This is a genomic window from Kiloniella spongiae (assembly GCF_001026905.1).
Taxonomy (GTDB): Bacteria; Pseudomonadota; Alphaproteobacteria; order Kiloniellales; family Kiloniellaceae; genus Kiloniella; species Kiloniella spongiae.
This window is the reverse complement of sequence record NZ_LAQL01000004.1, coordinates 60524-82293: the sequence shown is the minus strand read 5'-3', so window position 1 is coordinate 82293 and position 21770 is coordinate 60524. Positions and strand designations below refer to the sequence as shown.

General features: G+C 44.9%; 20 protein-coding genes. 14 read left to right on the top strand and 6 right to left on the bottom strand.

The features are described 5' to 3' along the window. Window positions 1-18: 18 nt before the first annotated feature. Both kdsA and eno read left to right on the top strand, forming a co-directional pair. Complete coding sequence (gene kdsA / locus WH96_RS06865; protein ID WP_047763439.1) at window positions 19-882, top strand: 3-deoxy-8-phosphooctulonate synthase; 864 nt, start codon at window positions 19-21, stop codon at window positions 880-882. 60 nt (window positions 883-942) lie between these two features. Then, window positions 943-2220: a phosphopyruvate hydratase gene (eno, locus tag WH96_RS06860; protein WP_047763438.1), complete on the top strand. Its 1278-nt coding sequence runs from the start codon at window positions 943-945 to the stop codon at window positions 2218-2220. A gap of 136 nt (window positions 2221-2356) precedes the next feature. Here eno and WH96_RS06855 read toward each other — a convergent pair whose 3' ends face one another. Both WH96_RS06855 and WH96_RS06850 read right to left on the bottom strand, forming a co-directional pair. Continuing rightward, window positions 2357-3073, bottom strand: a complete 717-nt coding sequence (locus WH96_RS06855) for a DUF4198 domain-containing protein (protein WP_047763437.1) — start codon at window positions 3071-3073, stop codon at window positions 2357-2359. Window positions 3074-3110: 37 nt separating this feature from the next. Next, window positions 3111-4310: a GTP-binding protein gene (locus WH96_RS06850; RefSeq protein ID WP_047763436.1), complete on the bottom strand. Its 1200-nt coding sequence runs from the start codon at window positions 4308-4310 to the stop codon at window positions 3111-3113. Between the two features lie 167 nt (window positions 4311-4477). On the opposite strand from WH96_RS06850, the gene WH96_RS06845 reads away from it, so the two are divergent. The 7 genes from WH96_RS06845 to WH96_RS06815 all read left to right on the top strand — a co-directional run bounded on the left by WH96_RS06845 (window position 4478) and on the right by WH96_RS06815 (window position 11819). Further along, window positions 4478-4792, top strand: coding sequence for an FtsB family cell division protein (locus tag WH96_RS06845; protein WP_047763435.1), 315 nt, complete (start codon window positions 4478-4480; stop codon window positions 4790-4792). Window positions 4793-4983: 191 nt separating this feature from the next. Further along, complete coding sequence (pdhA, locus tag WH96_RS06840) at window positions 4984-6021, top strand: pyruvate dehydrogenase (acetyl-transferring) E1 component subunit alpha (protein ID WP_047763434.1); 1038 nt, start codon at window positions 4984-4986, stop codon at window positions 6019-6021. Window positions 6022-6048: 27 nt separating this feature from the next. After that, entirely contained in the window at window positions 6049-7437 is a 1389-nt protein-coding gene (locus WH96_RS06835) for a pyruvate dehydrogenase complex E1 component subunit beta (protein ID WP_047763433.1), read from the top strand. A gap of 21 nt (window positions 7438-7458) precedes the next feature. After that, entirely contained in the window at window positions 7459-8745 is a 1287-nt protein-coding gene (locus tag WH96_RS06830; RefSeq protein ID WP_047763432.1) for a pyruvate dehydrogenase complex dihydrolipoamide acetyltransferase, read from the top strand. Window positions 8746-8757: 12 nt separating this feature from the next. Next, window positions 8758-10155 carry a dihydrolipoyl dehydrogenase gene (lpdA, locus tag WH96_RS06825; RefSeq protein ID WP_047763431.1) on the top strand — a complete coding sequence of 466 codons (1398 nt, stop codon included), beginning with the start codon at window positions 8758-8760 and terminating at the stop codon, window positions 10153-10155. A gap of 160 nt (window positions 10156-10315) precedes the next feature. Beyond that, entirely contained in the window at window positions 10316-11335 is a 1020-nt protein-coding gene (gene lipA, locus WH96_RS06820) for a lipoyl synthase (protein WP_156176733.1), read from the top strand. A 22-nt stretch (window positions 11336-11357) separates the two neighbouring features. Next, window positions 11358-11819, top strand: coding sequence for a type II toxin-antitoxin system RatA family toxin (locus WH96_RS06815; protein ID WP_047763430.1), 462 nt, complete (start codon window positions 11358-11360; stop codon window positions 11817-11819). A 24-nt stretch (window positions 11820-11843) separates the two neighbouring features. Here WH96_RS06815 and WH96_RS06810 read toward each other — a convergent pair whose 3' ends face one another. From WH96_RS06810 to WH96_RS06795, 4 genes are read right to left on the bottom strand one after another with little or no spacing between them, the layout of a single operon-like run. Continuing rightward, window positions 11844-12608: a CPBP family intramembrane glutamic endopeptidase gene (locus tag WH96_RS06810; protein ID WP_047763429.1), complete on the bottom strand. Its 765-nt coding sequence runs from the start codon at window positions 12606-12608 to the stop codon at window positions 11844-11846. Then, window positions 12605-13096, bottom strand: a complete 492-nt coding sequence (locus WH96_RS06805) for a CinA family protein (RefSeq protein ID WP_047763428.1) — start codon at window positions 13094-13096, stop codon at window positions 12605-12607. The genes WH96_RS06810 and WH96_RS06805 overlap by 4 nt, the downstream gene beginning before the upstream one ends. 9 nt (window positions 13097-13105) lie before the next feature. Further along, window positions 13106-13609, bottom strand: coding sequence for a phosphatidylglycerophosphatase A family protein (locus WH96_RS06800; protein ID WP_047763427.1), 504 nt, complete (start codon window positions 13607-13609; stop codon window positions 13106-13108). 36 nt (window positions 13610-13645) lie between these two features. Beyond that, the gene (locus tag WH96_RS06795) at window positions 13646-14845 is read right to left on the bottom strand and encodes a bifunctional 2-C-methyl-D-erythritol 4-phosphate cytidylyltransferase/2-C-methyl-D-erythritol 2,4-cyclodiphosphate synthase (protein ID WP_047763426.1); all 1200 of its coding nucleotides are present in this window, start codon (window positions 14843-14845) and stop codon (window positions 13646-13648) included. Between the two features lie 107 nt (window positions 14846-14952). Here WH96_RS06795 and ccsA point away from each other — a divergent pair, with 107 nt between their 5' ends. The 5 genes from ccsA (at window position 14953) to WH96_RS06770 (ending at window position 21770) form a co-directional block, all read left to right on the top strand. Beyond that, the gene (gene ccsA / locus WH96_RS06790; RefSeq protein ID WP_047763425.1) at window positions 14953-15753 is read left to right on the top strand and encodes a cytochrome c biogenesis protein CcsA; all 801 of its coding nucleotides are present in this window, start codon (window positions 14953-14955) and stop codon (window positions 15751-15753) included. A 119-nt stretch (window positions 15754-15872) separates the two neighbouring features. Then, window positions 15873-16856 (top strand): tRNA dihydrouridine synthase DusB, encoded by a 984-nt coding sequence (gene dusB / locus WH96_RS06785; RefSeq protein WP_047763424.1) that lies wholly within the window; start codon window positions 15873-15875, stop codon window positions 16854-16856. After that, window positions 16853-18043, top strand: a complete 1191-nt coding sequence (locus WH96_RS06780) for a two-component system sensor histidine kinase NtrB (RefSeq protein WP_204248144.1) — start codon at window positions 16853-16855, stop codon at window positions 18041-18043. The genes dusB and WH96_RS06780 overlap by 4 nt, the downstream gene beginning before the upstream one ends. Continuing rightward, window positions 18040-19503 carry a nitrogen regulation protein NR(I) gene (ntrC, locus tag WH96_RS06775; RefSeq protein ID WP_047763423.1) on the top strand — a complete coding sequence of 488 codons (1464 nt, stop codon included), beginning with the start codon at window positions 18040-18042 and terminating at the stop codon, window positions 19501-19503. The genes WH96_RS06780 and ntrC overlap by 4 nt, the downstream gene beginning before the upstream one ends. Beyond that, window positions 19500-21770: a sensor histidine kinase NtrY-like gene (locus WH96_RS06770; protein WP_156176732.1), complete on the top strand. Its 2271-nt coding sequence runs from the start codon at window positions 19500-19502 to the stop codon at window positions 21768-21770. The genes ntrC and WH96_RS06770 overlap by 4 nt, the downstream gene beginning before the upstream one ends.

The following is a 21770-nucleotide window of genomic DNA, read 5'->3' as shown; positions in this document are numbered from 1 at the left end:
GAATAGGAAGTTATTTTTATGGCAGTGCACGCAGACCTTCAATCACGACACGTAAAAGTTGGTAATGTTACTTTTGGTAATGATTTACCGTTCGTATTGATTGCAGGTCCCTGTCAAATGGAAGGCAGAGCACATGCACTGGAAATGGCCGAAGCTTTAACCAAGGCTTGTGAAAAGCTTTCTATTCCCCTGATTTACAAATCTTCTTTTGATAAAGCGAACCGTACTAGCCTTAGCTCTTCTCGGGGGATTGGCATGGATGAAGCTTTGTCAGTCTTTGAGGAAATTAAATCCAAATTTGGATGTCCGGTTATTACTGATGTTCATGCCGCACATCAATGTGAGCCTGTTGCAAAAGTTGTTGATGTCTTGCAAATTCCGGCCTTCTTGTGTCGTCAGACTGATCTATTGATTGCAGCCGCAAAGACAGGGCGGGCAATTAATGTTAAAAAAGGACAGTTTCTGGCCCCTTGGGATATGGCAAACGTCTCGCAGAAAATTATCGAATCAGGCAATGATAAGGTGATGGTATGTGAGCGAGGGGCATCATTTGGATATAATACGCTGGTATCCGATATGCGTTCTTTGCCAATAATGGCTATGGGAACAGGCTGCCCCGTTGTATTTGATGCCACACATTCAGTAGCGCAACCTGGTGGTCAGGGCGCAACGTCTGGCGGCCAGAGAGAATTTATTTCTGTATTGGCCCGTGCAGCGGTGTCTGTTGGCGTGGCTGGCCTCTTTATGGAAACCCATCAGGATCCTGATAACGCCCCTTGTGATGGGCCAAACATGATCCGGGTGCAAGAACTTCCAGAGCTTCTTTCGCTTCTGGTTGAGTTCGATAAACTGGCAAAAGCACATCCTGTGTCTATTGCTTAATTATGATACCGAGGCCTGCCCCTCTTTGCGCCTCAACTTTCTTAACGGAGATAGAATAAAATGACGGCGATCATCGACATACAAGGTCGTGAGATCCTCGATTCTCGTGGCAACCCTACCGTAGAAGTTGACGTTCTCTTGGAAAGTGGCGCCTTTGGGCGTGCTGCAGTGCCTTCTGGCGCTTCAACAGGAATTTATGAGGCTGTTGAGCTTCGTGATCAGGATAAAGGACGTTATCTTGGCAAGGGTGTTCTTAAGGCTGTTGAATCTGTAAACGAAGAAATTCTCGAAGCCCTTATCGGTCTGGATGCTGAAGACCAGCTTTTGATTGATCAGGTCATGATTGACCTTGATGGGACCGAGAACAAATCTCGTCTAGGTGCAAATGCTATTCTTGGTGCAAGTCTGGCTGTTGCCAAGGCGTCTGCAGAAGATGCTGGCTTGCCATTGTACCGTTATGTTGGCGGTGCTTTTGCCAGAACGCTTCCTGTACCGATGATGAATATTATTAATGGCGGCGCGCATGCTGACAATCCAATTGATATTCAAGAATTTATGGTAATGCCGGTTGGTGCTGCTTCTGGTTCCGATGCCATTCGGATGGGCGCAGAGATTTTTCACTCGTTGAAAAAGTCACTTAGCGATGCTGGTCATAACACCAATGTTGGTGACGAGGGCGGTTTTGCGCCAAGTCTTGCCTCTACAGACGAAGCGTTGAACTTTATTACGAAAGCTGTTGGTAATGCGGGCTATAATCTTGGCGATGACGTGATGTTGGCGCTTGATTGTGCTTCTTCCGAATACTTCAAAGATGGCAAGTACGAACTGGCTGGTGAAGGCAAGTCACTGGGCGCGGACGAAATGGTTCGTTACCTCGAAGATCTTGTTAATCGCTATCCAATTCTTTCTATCGAAGACGGTATGGCCGAAGATGACTGGGATGGCTGGAAGTCTTTGACGCAAGCAATTGGCAATAAAGTACAGTTGGTTGGTGACGATCTTTTTGTGACAAACCCCAAGCGTTTGCTTCGTGGTCTGGAAACGGATACGGCTAACTCTATCTTGATTAAAGTTAATCAAATCGGGACGCTTTCTGAAACGCTTGAAGCTGTCGATATGGCGCATAAAGCTGGTTATACAGCGGTTATGTCGCACCGTTCCGGCGAGACCGAAGACAGCACCATCGCTGATTTGGCAGTGGCAACAAACTGTGGACAGATTAAAACAGGATCTCTATCCCGTTCTGATCGTATTGCTAAATACAACCAGCTCATCCGTATCGAAGAAGAGTTGGGATCAATGGCTCATTACGCTGGTCGCAGTGTTTTAAGAAAGTAAATAATATATTAAAAGCGGGGCTGGAATTTATTCGGAACCGTTTCACATAAAAGATCAACAAGGGCCTCGGAATTAATCGAGGCCCTTGTTTTATGTTGTGGCGTTTGATCTGATTAATACTATCAGGGCAACGGATTTAATGGTGTTTATGTTCTAGGGCAAATGAAAGGGTAGAGAAGTAACCCTCTTTATCTGCATCAGTTTTGTCTTCCAATTCTTTGGTTGTCGAAACGGCGATCACGTTAAGTTCTTGGTTTTTTATTGTGATTGTTACTTCACCATTTTTGTCTGTGATCAATTTTTCAGCCGCTTCGTCATTGATGTAATCGGCAATCACCTCCAAGCCTTCAGCGGGTTTATTATTCAGAAGAACCCTAAGAGAGAGCTTGTCTCCCTGTTCAAAATTGTGCGGGTTTTGCAAAGGGTAAATCTCTAGTGGAAGGCCGAGAGGTTTTTCTAAAGCTATGGCACCAGCAGGAATGTGGGTTGTGTACTTAAAGTAATGTCCTGCTGAAACAGGGTTTTCTACATGTGATTTCTTTAGGTTGTGCCATTTCCCTTTAGCATCTTTTGTCCAGTAACCATTGTCAAAAGTAGCTGTTACGGCTTGTGTTTTCTGTGGAATTTTTAGCTTGATATAGCTATCTGTTTCGCGCGTTTCTCCTTTACTAACTGTGCCGTCTGGCATGTGTATTTGTACTGATTTCAGTTTTTCTGTCTGATAGGCATCATCGGAAGCTCCGTGGCCATAAATAATGGACGGTTCACCAAAGCGGTCAGTAATCCAGATGCCATGCGCAAAACTGGCTGTGGGGAGTAGGGTGAGTAATAGAGCAGGGAGGATTTTTATCATTATAATCAATATCTTTATTTGATGGATGTTATTATAATCAGGCTTGTTGTGCCCAGTGATTGAAGCAATCTTTGTGTTGTGATTGCCAAATTTCAGGAAGAAACCCTTCTTCTTTGGCAAGACAGTCATCCAAGCGATTAATTATTTCTTCCTTATTCATTTGAGAACCAATGAAAACGATTTCGTTCCGACGATCTCCAAATGATGGATCCCAATTTTTTTTGATTTGGGTCATGAATTCATCGTCATCCGGCCATCTATTTTTTGGAACAGACGACCACCATTTACCAATCAATTCCGTGGTCGTATATTTTCCCGCCTGGGACATTTCGCCGACCTGATCAGGTCGAGTTGATAACCAAAAGTGTCCTTTGGATCTGAGAACACCGTTTTGTTTTTGGTTAAAAAAGTGTGTAATTTTTTCAGGGATGAACGGTTTTTTTGACCTATAAACAAAACTCTGGATATCATATTCTTCTGTTTCAGGAACGTGGTTTTCGTATCCATAAAGTTCTTTTGCCCAAAAGGGGTGTTCATGGGCTTTTTCGAAGCTAAAGCGATTGGTGTTAAGAAGTTCTGTTAGAGGTACTTTTGCTTGTTCTGTCTCAAAAACTGTTGCATCAGGATTTAAGGCCTTAATTACTTTTCTGACTTCTTTTAATGTTTCTTCCGATGCCAGATCAGTTTTGTTTAGAATAATCGTACTAGAGAATTCAATCTGATCGACATGCAAATTCACGAGAGAGCGTTTGTCTTCTGGACCGAGTGATTCTCCGGTATCACATAGTAAGTCACTAGAGGAGAAGTCATTTAATAAATTTCCTGCGTCAATAACCGTCACCATGTTGTCTAGAGTGGTCACATCTGAAAGGCTAAAGCCATTTTTGTCTCTGAACTCAAAAGTACTTGCAACGGGAAGGGGTTCTGAAATTCCAGATGATTCGATAATTAAGTGGTCGAATTTATTGGAATTTGCCAGGTTACTAACTTCTAGGAGTAAGTCTTCTCTTAATGTGCAACAAATGCAACCGTTTGTCATTTCAACAAGGTTTTCATCCGTTTGAGAGAGGGATGAATTTTTATATTGAAGAGCATTAGCGTCGATATTCACTTCGCTCATGTCATTCACGATAACTGCAACTCTTTCGAGTTCGGTATTGTTTAGAATTTGGTTTAAAAGGGTTGTTTTGCCAGCCCCAAGAAAACCAGAGAGAACTGTTACACTTAGTTTGCTCATAATTATCACTTTCAATCAAATTGTTAGGGTATGTAATGTTATAACATAACGTATGTCAATTGTATTTTTGAATCCAGTATTGAGCATTAATGCTTTGTTTATTCCCAATATCTATTTTATCTGTTAGATTACCTTCGCTGCATGCAAAGAAAATTGATTTAGAGTAAATGTCTTTATTTAGAGAGATCCATAAACGATCCCGTGTCGTGATCCCGCAGGTTTTGGGGGCGTCACTGGTGGCTTATTTCGCGTATCACACCATCGAGGGGGATCGCGGAGTTTGGGCGTGGATTCATCTAACGCAAAATCTCCAAGCCAAACAAACTGAAATGTTTAGCATTCAAAGTGAGCGTCAGGAACTAGAGTCCAGAGTTGCTCTTTTGCGACCAGATAATCTTGATCCGGATCTTTTGGAAGAGCGGGCGCGGGATGTTCTTAATTATGGTCGTGAAAACGAATATTTGATCATCCAGAAACGCTAGATGAAATTAACTAAATATTGTGCAATGCAGCATATTTTGTGTAATTAACTTATTTGTAGTTAATTTGATAAAAATCATTATAAATCAACAATATAAAAACTATTGTAATAAAATTACTTTTCCCTTATTTTAAGTGCGAGACATAAACCCCCCCCTTAGTGCGTAACACTAACTTGAACGGGAAACCTCGCATGGCGACAAAAAAAACGCCCACCAAACGGGCCCCTAAGAAACGGACAGCCTCTTCTGCGCTTCCATCCGACGTTAACAACGAAATGATCCTTGATTTTTATCGTGAAATGCTTTTGATCCGCCGCTTTGAAGAAAAGGCCGGGCAATTGTATGGCATGGGCTTGATTGGTGGGTTTTGCCACCTTTACATCGGGCAGGAAGCTGTCGTTGTTGGCATTCAATCTGTGTTAGAAGATCGTGATACGATTCTGACATCGTATCGCGACCATGGACACATGTTGGCTTGTGGTATGGATCCTGATGGGGTGATGGCTGAACTTACCGGGCGTATCGGTGGATATTCCAAAGGTAAAGGTGGTTCCATGCACATGTTCAGCGAAGAAAAAGGCTTCTACGGCGGACATGGTATCGTTGGTGCTCAGGTTCCAATCGGAACAGGCATCGCCTTTGCTCATAAATATCTGGATGAAAATGCCGTAAACGTCGCCTATCTCGGTGATGGTGCGTTGAACCAGGGGCAGGTTTACGAATCATTCAACATGGCCTCTCTCTGGGATCTGCCTGTTGTTTATGTCATTGAGAACAACCGTTATGGTATGGGAACGTCAACAGAACGTTCTTCTGCGAATAGCACAGAGCTTTATCATCGTGGTAGTGCTTATGGAATTCCGGGTATGCAAGTTGATGGTATGGACGTTGTCGCTGTGCGCGAAGCCGCCAAGATTGCTGTAGAGCATGCCAGAAGTGGTAAGGGACCATACATCATGGAGATGATGACCTATCGCTATCGCGGTCATTCCATGTCTGATCCAGCCAAATACCGTTCAAAAGAAGAAGTTCAAAAGGTGCGTGAAGAACGTGATCCTATCGAACGTCTGCGTGCGGTTATGGATAAAAAGAATGTGATTGACGAAGCGGGCATGAAACAAATCGATAAGGACGTTAAAGCGATTGTTTCCAAATCTGCTGAATTCGCACAGTCTAGTCCCGAGCCAGATCCTTCTGAACTTTACACCGATGTGTACGCAGACGCGTAAGCTGTCCGTCATTCCGGAGAAGAAAATATGCCAATAGAAATTCTTATGCCTGCGCTTTCCCCTACAATGACAGAAGGGAAACTTGCGCGTTGGATGAAAAATGAAGGCGACAGTGTATCAGCAGGTGATATTCTGGCCGAAATCGAAACAGATAAAGCAACGATGGAAGTTGAGGCCGTTGATGACGGGGTACTTGGGAAGATCCTTGTTGCAAGCGATACGGATAATGTTGCTGTGAACACCCCAATCGCTCTTCTTCTGGAAGAGGGGGAAAGCGATGCGGACTTAAGTAACTATTCTGCTGCGGCACTTACGCCTGCTGTCCAAACTGATGCGCAACCTGCTACAGTTTCATCTGAGACAACCAATGTGGCTGCACCAGAAGCGCCAAAAGCTGAATCTATTGCGCCAGAGAGCGAATGGGACGGTCCTGTAATCAGTACAACAGTTCGCGAAGCTTTGCGCGATGCAATGGCCGAAGAGATGCGTCGCAATGAAAAAGTATTCCTGATGGGCGAAGAAGTCGCTCAGTACCAAGGAGCGTACAAGATCAGTCAGGGGCTGCTTGACGAGTTTGGTGCCAAGCGTGTCATTGATACACCAATTACAGAACATGGTTTTGCTGGTCTGGGCGTTGGTGCTGCGTTTTACGGTCTAAACCCAATTGTTGAGTTTATGACCTTCAACTTTGCGATGCAGGCGATTGATCACATAATTAACTCTGCAGCAAAAACACGTTACATGTCTGGTGGTCAGGTTAGTAGTCCGATTGTTTTCCGTGGACCTAACGGTGCGGCATCCCGTGTTGGTGCTCAGCACTCGCAGTGTTATGCAAGCTGGTATGCGCATTGCCCGGGACTCAAAGTTGTGTCTCCTTATTCTGCGGCTGATGCCAAGGGACTGCTTAAGTCTGCTATTCGTGATCCGAACCCTGTAATCTTCTTGGAAAACGAGCTTTTGTATGGGCAGAGCTTTGATGTACCGGATACGGACGACTGGACTGTTCCAATCGGTAAAGCCAAGGTTGTTCGTCCGGGTACAGATGTCACTATCGTAACTTTCTCTATTATGGTTGGAAAAGCTTTGGAAGCGGCTGAAGAATTGGCTAAAGAAGGCATTTCTGCAGAAGTTATCGATTTGAGAACAATCCGCCCGCTGGATACGGAAACCATTCTTAATTCTGTACGTAAGACCAACCGTTTGGTTACTGTTGAAGAAGGCTGGGCTTTCTCGGGTGTTGGATCTGAAATTTCGGCAATGGTTATGGAACAGGCATTTGATTATCTCGATGCTCCTGTTCAGCGTGTGGCTGGTGTTGACGTTCCGCTACCTTATGCCGCGAATCTTGAACAACTTGCACTACCACAGAGTTCTCACATTATTACTTCGGCCAAAGAAGTCTGCTATCGCTCATAAGCAGAGCAGGGGAGAAATACGATGCCTATAAATATTCTTATGCCCGCCCTGTCTCCTACGATGACAGAAGGTACATTATCCCGTTGGCTGGTAAATGAAGGTGATTCAGTTAATTCCGGCGATGTTCTTGCGGAGATTGAAACTGATAAAGCCACGATGGAAGTTGAGGCGGTTGATGAAGGTACAATTGCCAAGATCCTCGTTCCTGGTGGAACCGAAGGTGTAGCTGTCAATCAGACGATTGCTGTCTTGCTGGAAGAAGACGAAGATGCCAGCGCGCTAGAGAATGTTTCTACTGAAACTGAAGTGTCTGTTGCACCTGCACCAGCTGAGCCGAAAAAAGAAGAAGCAGCACCGGCTGCACCCGTCGCAGATAAAGCGTCATCATCTGCACCAGCATCTGTTTCTGCTAGTGGTGACCGTATTTTTGCGAGCCCGCTTGCTAGACGGATGGCTTCTCAGGAAAGTCTTGATCTTTCTGCCCTTAAAGGGTCTGGGCCTCATGGGCGCATTGTAAAGGCTGATATCTTGTCAGCTCTGGAGCAGGGTGTTGGTAAGGCGGGCGCTTCAACTGAAACATCTGCTGCATCAGGACCAAATGCGCGCGAACTCGCAGATATGCTGGGTATGGAATACGATCTGGAACCATTGAGTTCTATACGTCGTGTGATTGCCAACCGTTTGAGCGAGTCCAAGCAGACAGTTCCACACTTCTATCTTTCTGTCGATTGTGAAATGGACAAGTTGCTCGCATTCCGCAAAGAGTTGAATGCAAGTGGTGATGTGAAAATTTCCGTGAATGACTTTGTTATTCGTGCTGCGGCTCTGGCTTTGAAAAAAGTACCTGCGGCGAATGCATCATTCAGTGATGAGGGTATTCTTAGCTATAAAAATGCCGATATCTCTGTGGCCGTTGCAACGCCGACAGGCCTGATTACGCCAATTATTAAGGCTGCTCAAAACAAAGGTCTTGGTGTTATTTCTGAAGAAATGAAGGATCTGGCTGGGCGTGCACGTGATGGCAAACTGAAGCCAGAAGAATATCAGGGAGGGACCTTCTCGATCTCTAACCTTGGTATGTTTGGCATTAAAGATTTCTCTGCCATCATCAATCCGCCACAGGGATGTATCCTTGCTGTTGGTGCTGGTGAGCAGCGTCCTGTCGTTAAAGACGGTGCCTTGGCAATTGCGACAGTGATGACCTGTACACTATCTGTCGATCACCGTGTCGTAGATGGCGCAGTTGGTGCTGAGTATATGGCAGCCTTCAAAGCGCTGATCCAAGAACCTCTCTCCATGCTTCTCTAAGGGGATGAAACTATGAGTGATACAAACTTTGACGTTATCGTTCTTGGTGGCGGTCCTGGCGGGTATGTGACAGCGATCCGTTCAGCACAACTTGGTCTGAAGACGGCAGTGGTAGAAAAAGATCATCTTGGCGGGATTTGTCTGAACTGGGGATGTATTCCAACCAAGGCACTACTGCGTTCTGCAGAGATTTATCGAAACATGAAACATGCGGAAGACTATGGTTTGTCCGCGTCAAACGTCAGTTTTGATTTGGAGAAAATAGTAGAACGCTCCAAAGGTGTTTCCAAACAGCTTAACGGCGGTGTTGGTCACCTACTTAAGAAGAACAAGGTAACGGTTTTTGACGGTACAGGTACCTTAACGGCTGTTGGTAAAATGACCGTTGAGGGCGAAGATAAGAAAAAAACGACTTTAACAGCCAAAAATATTATCATTGCAACGGGTGCTCGTGCCCGAACCCTTCCGGGATTAGAGCCTGATGGTAAGCTTGTTTGGACGTATCGCGAAGCTTTGCGTCCTGATACGATGCCTAAATCATTGCTGGTTGTTGGATCTGGTGCTATCGGCATCGAGTTTGCTGACTTTTACAGTACGCTTGGCGCTGATGTTACCGTGGTTGAAATTTTTGATAAAATTTTGCCTGTGGAAGATGATGAAATTTCAAAGCTTGCCCAAAAGCAGTTGGGTAAACATGGATTGAAATTCCGTACAGGGACCAAGGTTAGCAAGCTGGATAAAAAATCTAATCAGGTCACCGCAACACTAGAGAAAAACGGTAAGACCGAGCAGATCACTGTTGATCGTGTGATTTCTGCTGTCGGTGTTGTTGGTAATATTGAAAACCTGGGCCTCGAAGCTTTGGGTATTAAAACCGATCGTGGCTGTATTGTTACGGATGAGTTCTCACGGACCAATGTACCGGGTGTTTATGCGATCGGTGATGTGGCTGGTCCACCAATGCTGGCGCACAAGGCTGAACACGAAGGTGTTGTCTGTATAGAAAAGATTGCAGGCCTGTCTGCACATCCGATTGATAAGTCCAAGATTCCCGGTTGTACCTATTGTCATCCGCAGATTGCATCTGTTGGTTTGAATGAGCAGACTGCCAAAGCAGAAGGTCGTGACGTTAAAATAGGTCGCTTCCCCTTTGCCGGTAACGGAAAGGCCATTGCACTTGGTGAGGCAGAAGGTCTGGTCAAAACAATCTTTGACGCCAAGACCGGTGAATTGCTCGGGGCACATATGATTGGTGCAGAAGTTACTGAACTTATTCAGGGTTTTGTCGTCGCGATGGGGCTTGAGACAACGGAAGAAGAGCTTATGCATACTGTCTTCCCGCATCCAACCTTGTCAGAAATGATGCATGAATCTGTACTGGATGCCTATGGTCGGGCAATTCACTTCTAGGTGTGATTTTGCCACAGGCAATCTTAATGCTTGAGATTTTGTTGTAATTCCATATGTATTGCAGCATGTGGCAGGAAGGCGCTTTTAGCCTTCCTGTTGGTAACGGCGTGTAAACCTGTTCCATTGTAGGATTGGTTCACGAAATGGTCGGAGTTAGTTGATGACAGAAACCATGGTTTCAGAACAAACAACATCCCAGCTCGAGGGAAAAGAACGCGCAGAGCGTATTATTTCCTCAAAGGATGACCGTGCGAAGATGCGGCACCCTGAAAAGGCCAAACGTCCCGACACTCCTATCCAGCGAAAACCATCCTGGATAAGAGTAAAAGCCCCGGTATCCAAAGGGTATCAGGAAACACGCAAGCTAATGCGTGACAACAATCTTCATACAGTCTGTGAAGAGGCCGCGTGCCCCAATATTGGTGAGTGCTGGTCAAAAAAGCACGCCACGATGATGATCATGGGCGGGATTTGTACCCGTGCCTGTTCTTTCTGTAATATTGCAACGGGGAAGCCCAATCCGTTAAGTCCGCTCGAACCCTATAGTGTTGCAGCGGCGGTCGCTAAGTTGCAATTGCGACATGTGGTGATAACATCGGTGGATCGTGATGATCTCGACGATGGTGGTGCTGAGCACTTCTCAAAGGTGATTGCGGCAACACGTAAAGACGCGCCGGATACGACGATTGAAATTCTGACACCTGATTTTAGGCATAAGGATGGCGCGTTGGAAGTTGTAGTAAAGGCAAAACCAGATGTGTTTAACCACAATCTGGAAACGGTTCCGCGTTTATATACGACGGTACGCCCCGGTGCCCGCTATTACCACAGTTTGAAAATTCTGGATCGCGCCAAAGAACTTGATCCCACACTCTTTACCAAATCCGGACTGATGGTCGGTCTAGGTGAAAGTAAAGATGAAGTGTTTCAGGTTATGGATGATATGCGTTCGGCTGATGTAGATTTTCTGACAATCGGTCAGTATCTACAACCAACACCGAAACATCATCCTGTTGATCGGTTTGTCGATCCGGAAGAGTTCAAGTTTTATGAGAAGATGGCTTATAACAAAGGGTTTTTGCATGTTGCATCTACGCCTTTGACCCGTTCATCCTATCATGCTGATGAAGATTTCCAGGAATTGAGAAAAGCCAGAGAAGAAAAGCTGTCTCGTTCTTGATTTTGGACATTAGAAATTAGAAATGCCCGTTCACGCTGAGAAAAAAGTACTTAAATTCAAACCAGAGCAAGTTTTCGAAATGGTTGCCGATGTAGAGCGCTATCCCGATTTCTTGCCCTGGTGCGTGGGCGCGAGAATAAAGCGCAGGCAGGATACAAGGATATTTGCTGATCTGATCATTGGTTTTAAGATGATCAGAGAAAAGTTTACCAGCCGGGTTGATCTTCATCATGAACAACTGCGTATTGATGTTGCCTATGTCGACGGCCCTTTTAAATATCTGACAAATACATGGATTTTTGAAGAACATCCCGAAGGTTGTCTTGTAGATTTTCATGTAGATTTTGAATTTAAATCCAAAATGTTACAAATGATTATGGAGCCGTTTTTTCACGAAGCAGTGAGGCGGATGGTGCAAGCGTTCGAGACCAGGGCTGCGACATTGTATGAGCCTTATGATGGTGAAGGCCGAGCCTCAGTTTAGTGCAGGCAGGCTTCAAAAAAGAATTTAATTCGCCCCGGGAAGAGAGACGCCTTGAGAAAGTGCGTAATAGAGCGCTGTTGTCATAAACATATTAAAGCCAGAATGCAGGACGATTGCGGGCCAGAGAGACTGGCTTTTGTAAACGATCAAGGAAAAGGCGATCCCTGCGACCATTAGGGCGGGGATTAAAGCTGGGATGCCATGTGTTGATCCAAAAAGAAATGAGCTGATTAAAATCGCGAGATATTTACCGAGCTTTTGGTCTAGCCACCCCAGAATAACGCCCCTGAAGACTATTTCTTCTGTAAAGGGGGCAATAACGCCCGTTGCAATCATTGTGAGTATATAAGCATCCCACTTAAATCCTTGTGGGGCTAACATTTCAAGCTGTGGATTAACAAAATCCGTACTGATCAGTTGTGTAACGGTAGAGTTTACAATGCCAACAATAACAACCAGCGGCAGTGTCAGAAGTGCGGCACGATAACACCAGCTTGCTGATATTGGTACTAACCCCAGATTTCGCCAATGCAAGCTGTATTTTTTTAACAGGAAATGTCGAACAATGACCAGAATGAGTAAATTCTGAATGAGAACCAAAAGGATAAGTGGAAATGAAATTGATGCGCCGTTTTCCGTTGTTGAGAAAAAGGCCGATAAAAAATAACCAATGCCTTTGATGACGATTAAAAAGACTATAAATGCCAAGACAAGCTGGCTAAGCGGAATATCTGTGATGGATGGCGTGCGATCTGATGAAGATGTTTGTTCGTCAGTATATTTGTTCATAAAAGTCTGTTTTTTAAAAATGAGAGCGCAGCATGAACGGTTTGCTGTCGAATAGATGTGCGGTCACCATCAAAACGATAACTCTGGTATAGCGTTCGATCATTTTCCAATGCTGTACCAATAAATACAGTGCCGACGGGTTTTTGAGATGTGCCGCCACCTGGTCCTGCAACGCCTGTTACGGACACAGTTAATTGAGCATTCGAGTGTTTCATTGCCCCTTCCGCCATTGACGACGCCACTGGCGAACTGACAGCGCCGTGCATGGATATTTGCTCTATACGGACACCGAGCATTTCATGTTTTGCTTCATTCGAGTAGGTAACAAAACCTCTGTCTACAACATCTGAAGATCCAGCGATTTCTGTTAAAGCACCAGCAATTAATCCCCCGGTGCAGGATTCTGCAGTTGCAATTTGCAGGCCTTTGACACGACAGAGATCAAGGATCTCTTCAGCAAGTGTTTGAATCTCTGATGCTAGAGACATTATGGTCTCCTAAAAACGTTGTAGAAGCTCACTAGTATAGGGGATAAATGCATATAGAAGGTAAAATGTTATCAGGGCGTATAATCCTGCGACCATGTCGTCAGACATAATGCCGAGGCCCCCTTTGACATTTTTATCTAACCAGTTCGCCGGAAAAACTTTGACAATGTCAAAGAAGCGGAAGATCAGAAAGCTGATAAGAAAGAGGGCTGGGCTCAGGGGGACAAAGGCGAGGGCAAGCCATTGGCCCGCCACTTCGTCGATGACCACGGCCCCGGGATCTTCTTTGCCAAGGGCTGTTGAATATTGACCGCTTGTCCAAATCCCAACGCCATATGCAATAAATGAGGCAATGATCAAGCCAGTAGGACCTGTGTAACTTGAAATAACCCAGGCAAAGGGAAGCGCAGCTAATGAGCCCCAGGTACCAGGGGCAAATTTGATAAGTCCGGAACCAAACCATGTCGAAATGAGAGAGATGGGATGAAAAAATGAGAGTTTCTTTTGAGACATATGTTCGTCTTTACGAAGTTGTTTCGTCTAGTTGGTTTAGTCCGCTGAAGGGAGTTGAATTGTTGCAACAGCCTGGGCCGCAATGCCTTCCTCTCGCCCTGTAAAACCAAGTTTTTCCGATGTGGTGGCTTTTATACTGACACGGTTGGGATTGATGTCCAGAATCTCGGCCATCTTTGTAACCATTAATTCTCTGTTCGGGCCTATTTTAGGTTTTTCACAAACGAGCGTCACATCGACATGTATGATTTTACCTTGTCTTGCAAGAACGCGATCACGCGCAAATACAAGGAACTGGTCTGATAGTGCGCCTTTCCATTGAGGATCACTGGGGGGGAAGTGAGTTCCAATATCACCTTCGCAAAGTGCGCCGAGTATAGCATCGGTTAGGGCGTGCAGGCCAACATCAGCATCAGAATGGCCTTTGAGTTTTTTTATATGCGGAATATCAACCCCGCAAAGTGTGACATGATCGCCTTCTTCAAAGCAGTGTACATCATATCCAAAGCCGGTTCTGCTTTCCATTTGATGCTCTTTGGCCATTTTATACTCTTTAGTTTGTCTGTTGTTGATGGTCATGGTTGCCTGAACCAAATCTTCCGGTGTTGTGATTTTAAAGTTCTCTTTGCCAGATGTCACAATAGATATCTGATGGCCGCTTGCTTCTGCAACTGCGGCATCGTCCGTGTAGTTTGAAAGATCTTCTATCGCGAAATGTGCATCACGTATAACGTCAAAGGGAAATGCTTGGGGTGTTTGTGCATGCCAAAGCCCGTTTCGGTCCACATTTTTTAAGATGATATTATTTGAAACCTGCTTAAGGCTATCCACAACAGGGAAAGCGGCTATTGCTGCTTTCCCAGAGTTGCCAGCATGAATGAGCTTGGTGATAACATCATGATTGGTAAAGGGGCGTGCGGCATCATGCACCAAAACAACATCGGGGCGCATACTTTCCAGGGCCTGTAAGCCGTTTAAAACTGATTCCTGGCGTGTTGCTCCGCCGAAGGTGATATGAACCTTATCAGCAAACTCGCTGCATTCGCGTTTGAAAAGCTCTTCATCATCAGGATGGGTGACAACAAGAACCCCATCAATGTTAGAGTGTTGTAAAAAATTATCGAGTGTCAGGGCGAGAATACTGCTATCACCTAACTTAAGATACTGCTTCGGGAGGTCCGCTCCAATACGGCTGCCTCTGCCTGCGGCGACAATGATTGCCCAGGTACCGGACATAGGCGTATTCTCCTGATTTCGATTCTTGCCAATTTAGGCTAATTTACAGTAGTAACAAAATGATATGTAACAAAGGCTAATAAGATGTCTAGTAAGAAGGTTGGGTTATGACCGTTTTTTGGGGAATGCTTGCACTTGTTCTTATGTTGCCTGCGATCTTAATACCCTGGATGTCCAAGACGGAAAGTTCTGTACTTCTTATGAGAGGAGCACTGTTGGTTGCTCTGGTCGGGTCTAGCTTTACGACGATGGTTCATCTTATGGGGCATTGGGATGGCGGCGTTAGTATCTCTCTCTGGATTACCATATCATTCAGCCTTTTATTGTTTTTGTGTTTTTCCTTGCTTGTGAAAGAGTTTGAAAAGCTTGCTCTTCTTTTGGCGCCCTACCTGTTTGTACTGGGGCTTTTTGCTGTGATCTGGGAGGGACAGTCGGCTGCGAGCACCCCTATTGAGAGTATGGACAATTGGTTGGTATTGCACATTCTGGCGTCGATCCTGACTTATGCGCTGTGTACATTGGCTGCTATTTCTGCGGTGTCGGTTCAATTGAGAGAGCGAGCATTAAAAGCCAAGAAGATCGAAAGTCCTTTTTTGATCAAATTACCTTCTGTTTATGATGCTGATCGTTTTCAGGTCAGTTTATTGACAATGGCAGAGGTGGTTCTTGGTTTGGGGATATTGACGGGCATTGCAAGGCAGTATACGGCCTCGGGTTATTACCTGGACCTTGACCATAAATCCTTGCTTGCATTAATTGCGTTTGTTGTTATTGCAATCCTTTTGGTGCTGCACAAATTTATTGGGATAAGGGGACAGAGTGCAGTTCGCTTTGTTCTCGCCGTTTATCTGTTGTTGACCCTTGCCTATCCCGGGGTCAAATTCGTAACAGATGTTTTGTTGGCCTAATTAACTGCACCTTAGGTTCGTTTTTTTATACATTCCTCTTCGCATAAGTAGGGAAACGCTGTATAACCAGTTTTTCTTGTTTGCCTAAATCTTAGGCGATTGCGAATGGTGCACAACGAATGAGCATTTCAATTGGTCCGATTGCAATAGAGGACCCGGTTTTTTTAGCCCCAATGTCTGGGGTAACAGATATGCCCTACCGACGCTTGGTCAAGCGATATGGTGCAGGGCTTGTAATCTCAGAAATGATCGCGAGCAAGGCGATGCTTCAAGAGAGTAGAGAATCTCTTAAGTTAAGCACGAATTGCGCCGAAGAGTTCCCTATGGCTGTGCAGTTGGCTGGCTGTGATCCGAGCATTATGGCTGAAGCAGCCAGGATGAATGTGGATCGTGGTGCTGCGATTATTGACATTAATTTCGGATGTCCGGTGAAAAAGATTGTTGCCAAATATGCTGGATCAGCACTTATGAAAGATGAAGTGTTGGCCGAAGATATTATGGAAGCGACAGTTAAGGCTGTCGAAGTGCCGGTTACTGTTAAGATGAGACTGGGATGGGATGATGCTAATCGGAATGCACCTGAATTAGCAAAGCGCGCTGAGAATGTTGGCATTCAGATGATTACGGTTCACGGGCGCACGAGAAACCAGATGTATAAAGGTGAAGCAGACTGGGAAGCTGTACGGGCGGTCAAAGAAGCTGTGAAGGTACCAGTTGTCATCAATGGTGATATCTTGACGCCCGAAGATGCTGAACAGGCAATGAGAGTTTCTGGGGCAGATGGCGTAATGATTGGTCGGGGATGTTATGGTAAGCCGTGGCTTTTACGAGAGGTCAGCCAATACCTGCGCGACGGTACACATGTTGACGAGCCTGAATTAAAAGAAATTTTTGAACTTATTTGCGAGCATTATGAGTCTATGTTGTCCCATTACGGTGAACGTAAAGGGGTTGCGATCGCGCGGAAGCATTTGGCCTGGTATTGCAAAGGTTTGCCGGATTCAGCCGCTTTTCGCGCTGAAATTAATAAAGTCAATGAGCCTGATGTGGTGATTAAAATGTTAGGGGAATATTTCCAACCTTACATTGATGAAGCAGCATGACACAAACATTTATGGGCCGTGATTCATTCAATAAATTATCGAACACAGGTGATTCTCTATCACAAGAAGAGAATTCTTTATCGTTTAATGTGCTCAACTCTTTAACAGACCCGGTTTTTGTTGTTGGGCCGGATAAGACGATTGTATTTGTTAATCAGTCTGCGGAACAGTTTTTACAATCGAGTAAAATCGTTTTGGTCGGCAGTAAGTTAAGCACCCACTTTTCAGGTGATTCTCAAATTATTCATTTGGTTGAACAGACGCAAAGAGAAGAGAGTTCTGTTGCCGAATATGGGGTACGACTGGAAACACCCCGAATAGGTACGCATCTGGTGGCTGTTGTTATCTCGCCTATGCATGACAGTTCGGGTTTTAGTGTCGTGACACTTCAGCAGCAGTCAATTGCCCGTAAAATTGATCACCAACTTGTTCATCGTAATGCTGCAAGGTCAATTACGGCAATGGGGGCCATGCTTGCGCATGAGGTGAAAAACCCTCTGTCTGGTATCCGTGGTGCTGCCCAGTTATTAGAACTAAGTGCTGGCGAAGATGATCGGCAACTAACAAAGCTAATTTGCGATGAAGCAGACCGCATTGTGACTTTGGTTGATCGTATTGAAATGTTCTCTGATACGCGTCCAATGGAGCGAGAGGCTGTTAATATTCATGAGGTTCTCGCTCATGTACGGCTTCTTGCTGAAACAGGGTTCGGAAAGAATATAAAGTTTGCCGAGAAATATGACCCCTCGCTTCCGGAAGTTTATGGCAATAGAGATCTCTTGATACAGGCTTTTCTCAATCTTATTAAGAACGCTGTAGAAGCTTTAGGAAAAGAAGGCGGTGAAGTTATCCTGACAACAAGCTATCAGCAAGGCGTCAGGATGCGTTTACAAGGCGGGAAGGATCGAATGGATCTGCCCTTATTAGTAACAATCGAAGATAACGGGCCCGGTATTCCAGCAGACCTGCATGAACATCTTTTTGACCCCTTTGTTTCAACAAAAACGGGTGGGAAGGGGCTTGGCCTGGCGCTGGTCTCTAAAGTTATTGAAGAGCACGGCGGTGTGATCGAATTAGAAAGTGTACCACGCGCCACAAAATTTTCTGTCAGCTTGCCATTGGTGCCAAAAGATTTACGAAATAAGAATCAGATATACTCTGATAATCACTTAAAGGATCCTTCATGAGTGATGCAACTATTTTAATTGCCGATGATGATCAGGCGATAAGAACTGTTTTGACGCACGCATTGGGGCGGGAAGGGTATCGAGTACAGACGGCCAGTAGCGCTGCATCACTTTGGCAGTGGGTTGCAAAAGGAGAGGGTGATCTTGTCATTACTGATGTTGTCATGCCGGATGAAAATGGATTGGACCTCATCCCAAGGATAAAGAAGATCAGACCCGAGTTGCGTATTATTGTGATGTCTGCGCAAAACACTTTGTTAACCGCAGTTAAGGCGACTGAACGTGGGGCTTTTGAGTACCTACCAAAACCTTTTGATCTCAAAGAGTTGTCTTTAACTGTTAAGCGTGCACTTTCAGAGCCTGTTGATGTTGTTGGGGAACGCGAGAACACTCAGGAAGATCCGTTGCCACTGATTGGGCGTTCCGTTGCTATGCAGGAGATTTATCGTGTTATGGCGCGATTAATGGCAACTGATTTGACAGTGATGGTTACAGGTGAGTCAGGTACAGGGAAAGAGCTTATATCCCGTGCACTTCATGATTACGGGAAAAGAAAAAGCGGCCCCTTTATTGCGGTTAATATGGCAGCTATCCCAAAAGAACTTATCGAAAGTGAGCTTTTTGGACATGAAAAGGGCGCCTTTACAGGCGCAACAGCTCGATATTCGGGACGTTTTGAACAAGCCGCTGGCGGAACATTATTTCTGGATGAAATCGGGGATATGCCATTGGAGGCTCAAACAAGGCTTTTGCGGGTTTTACAGGAAAATGAATTCACCACAGTCGGCGGACGCGTGCCAATAAAGGCTGATGTTCGTATTATCACGGCTACACACAGAGATCTTGCTCAAATGGTAGAACAAGGTAGTTTCAGGGAAGATCTGTACTACCGGCTGAGTGTTGTTCCGCTGAGGTTGCCACCTCTTCGAGAGCGTGCCGAAGATATTCCAGAACTGGTATCGCATTTTCTACGGTTGTGTGAACAAGAAGGATTACCCAGTAAGGTTATTGACCAAGGAGCAATGGCGTCTTTAAGGGGAAATTACTGGTCGGGAAATATTCGGGAATTAGAAAATATTGTCAGGCGGCTAACGGTGCTCTACAGCCAAGATGTGATTTCACAAGATATTGTGGAACATGAGCTCAGCCTGATTGCAAAGGGAAACAGTGCCGAGGAAGATAAGGTCCATTCACCAGTTGCACCAACTTTGAATGAGTCTCTTGGTGAGGCTGTTGAGCGGCATTTGAGCGAGTACTTTGCGGCTCATTTTCCAGAGTTACCTGCAACAGGATTATACGATAGAATTCTTAAAGAGATTGAAAAGCCCTTAATAGAGCTATCGCTTGCCTCAACAAACGGTAATCAAATTCAAGCGTCTAAGCTTCTGGGATTAAACAGAAACACCTTGAGAAAGAAAATCAAAGAGTTGGATGTGTCTGTGATCAAGGGTGGTAAATGATGGTTGAGGAGACGCAAAATAACTCGGTGCCTGAAGCACATGGTAGTGGTGCGGTAATAGAAAATAACGGCTTCTGGTTGAATGCTTCTTTGTGGGCAAAGCGTGTTGGGTTGGAACGAAAGCTCGCGATAATTCTGTTTATTGCGGCAAGTATTAGTGGGATTACAACGTTTTCGGCCCTTTCAGGTGATCTATCCCAAGCAAATGATCCTCAGCTTATCCTTTTACTTTTAACTGCAGATTTTATCCTTTTGATGGCGTTGCTGGCGATTGTAGTCAGGCGACTTGTCCTTTTATGGTTAGAGAGAAAGCGCGGATTAGCAGGTGCAAAACTTCATTCAAGACTGGTTGGATTGTTCAGTCTTGTGGCTGTTACGCCAACGATTATAGTCGCTATTGTTTCCGTCGGTTTTTTTGAGTTTGGTCTTCAGGGATGGTTTAACGAAAAGGTGAGTACTGCTGTGAAAGAATCATATGCAGTTGCCGAAGCTTACTTGAATGAACATCAGCAAGGGATTGTCGCCGATGCCTTATCTGTTTCATTCGATTTGGGGCAGTCATTAAATTTGTTGATACAGAATGAAGAACAATTTGATGCTTTTTTGACGGAACGAGCCAATCGTTTGAATTTAACCGAGGTTGTTGTTTTTGATCAATCAGGGCAGGTTCAGGGCAAGGCAGCATTTAGTTTCCTCCTTAATTTTGCACCAGAAATACCTGATTTTGCAATTAAAAATGCAATTAATGGGGAGGTCGTTATCCTTTCGTCTGAAGATGATGGTCGGGTTCGTGCGCTGGTTTATCTCGGTGGGTTTGATGGGTCATTTCTAATTGTTGGGCGTCCGATAGACCCCAATATCTTAAAGCACATTGAACGCGCTAAAAGTGCGATTTCTCTCTATACCGATCTTGAAGGTCAACGCTCTGGTTTTGTACTTACTTTTGCGATGATCTTTGCAATTGTTGCGTTGATGATTCTTTTGGCATCTGTCTGGGTTGGGCTTACTTTTTCAAACAACCTCACTGGTCCGATCGGAAATCTGATTGCCGCCGCAGAAAAAGTGCGTGAAGGTGATTTGGAAACACGGGTTATTTCGAATAAATCAGAAGACGAGATCGGGCGCTTGTCCCGAACTTTTAATTTGATGACGGGTGAATTGCAGCGTCAGCAACAGGAATTGATGAGCGCGAATGCACAGCTTGATGAGCGCACGCGGTTTATTGAAGCTGTTTTGGGGGGCGTTACTGCTGGTGTCATTGGGTTGAATGCAAAGGGAGAGATCACACTCCCCAATCGATCTGCATCTGCATTCTTTGTGGATCAATTTTCTGACCTTCGTGGCAAACAAATATCTGTTGTTATGCCAGAAGTTGCTGAGTTTGTGGATGAAGCAAAGTCCAGGCCTCTGCGCCCAGTTGAAAAACACATTCCCTATACGCAAGAAAATGGTGTGCAACGAACATTGCTCTTGCGAACTGTTGCTGAACTTGGGGATGATTTTGAAATTATCGGGTTTGTTATCACTTTTGACGATATTACCGAACTGGTTTCTGCTCAACGTAAAGCCGCTTGGTCAGATGTGGCCCGACGTATCGCCCATGAAATTAAAAATCCTCTGACCCCAATTCAATTGTCAGCAGAACGCTTAAAAAGAAAGTATTTGAAAGAAATCGGGAGCGATACCAAAACATTCGAACTGTGTATTGATACCATTATTCGACATGTCACTGATATCGGCACAATGGTGAATGAATTTTCTTCATTCGCACGGATGCCTGTTCCAAAAATGAAGGAAACAGATCTCAACAAGCTCATAAAAGAAGCTGTTTTTCTTCAGGAAACGGCTCAACGGGGTATTCAATTTGAAACGATAGTACCAGAAGACAGTATTCTGATGTCTTGCGACACTGAACAAATTAATAGGGTTTTGACAAACCTTCTTTTGAATGCAGGGGAATCTATTGAGGGAAAATTGGAAGGGGACCATGAGGACAATACGGCTGTTATTAGGGTATTTTTAGAGAAGTCTGAAGCCGACGTTTCTATCATTATTCAAGACACAGGTAAGGGCTTGCCTGCTGGTGATCGTGAAAAATTGACCGAGCCATACGTTACAAATAGAGAAAAGGGGACAGGGTTGGGGCTCGCGATTGTTAAGAAAATAATGGAAGATCATGGGGGATCTCTTGTTCTTGAAGATAATTTGGATCAAACTGGTAAGATAATTGGTGCGCAAGTGCACTTGGTATTCCCGATTGTCAGTTAA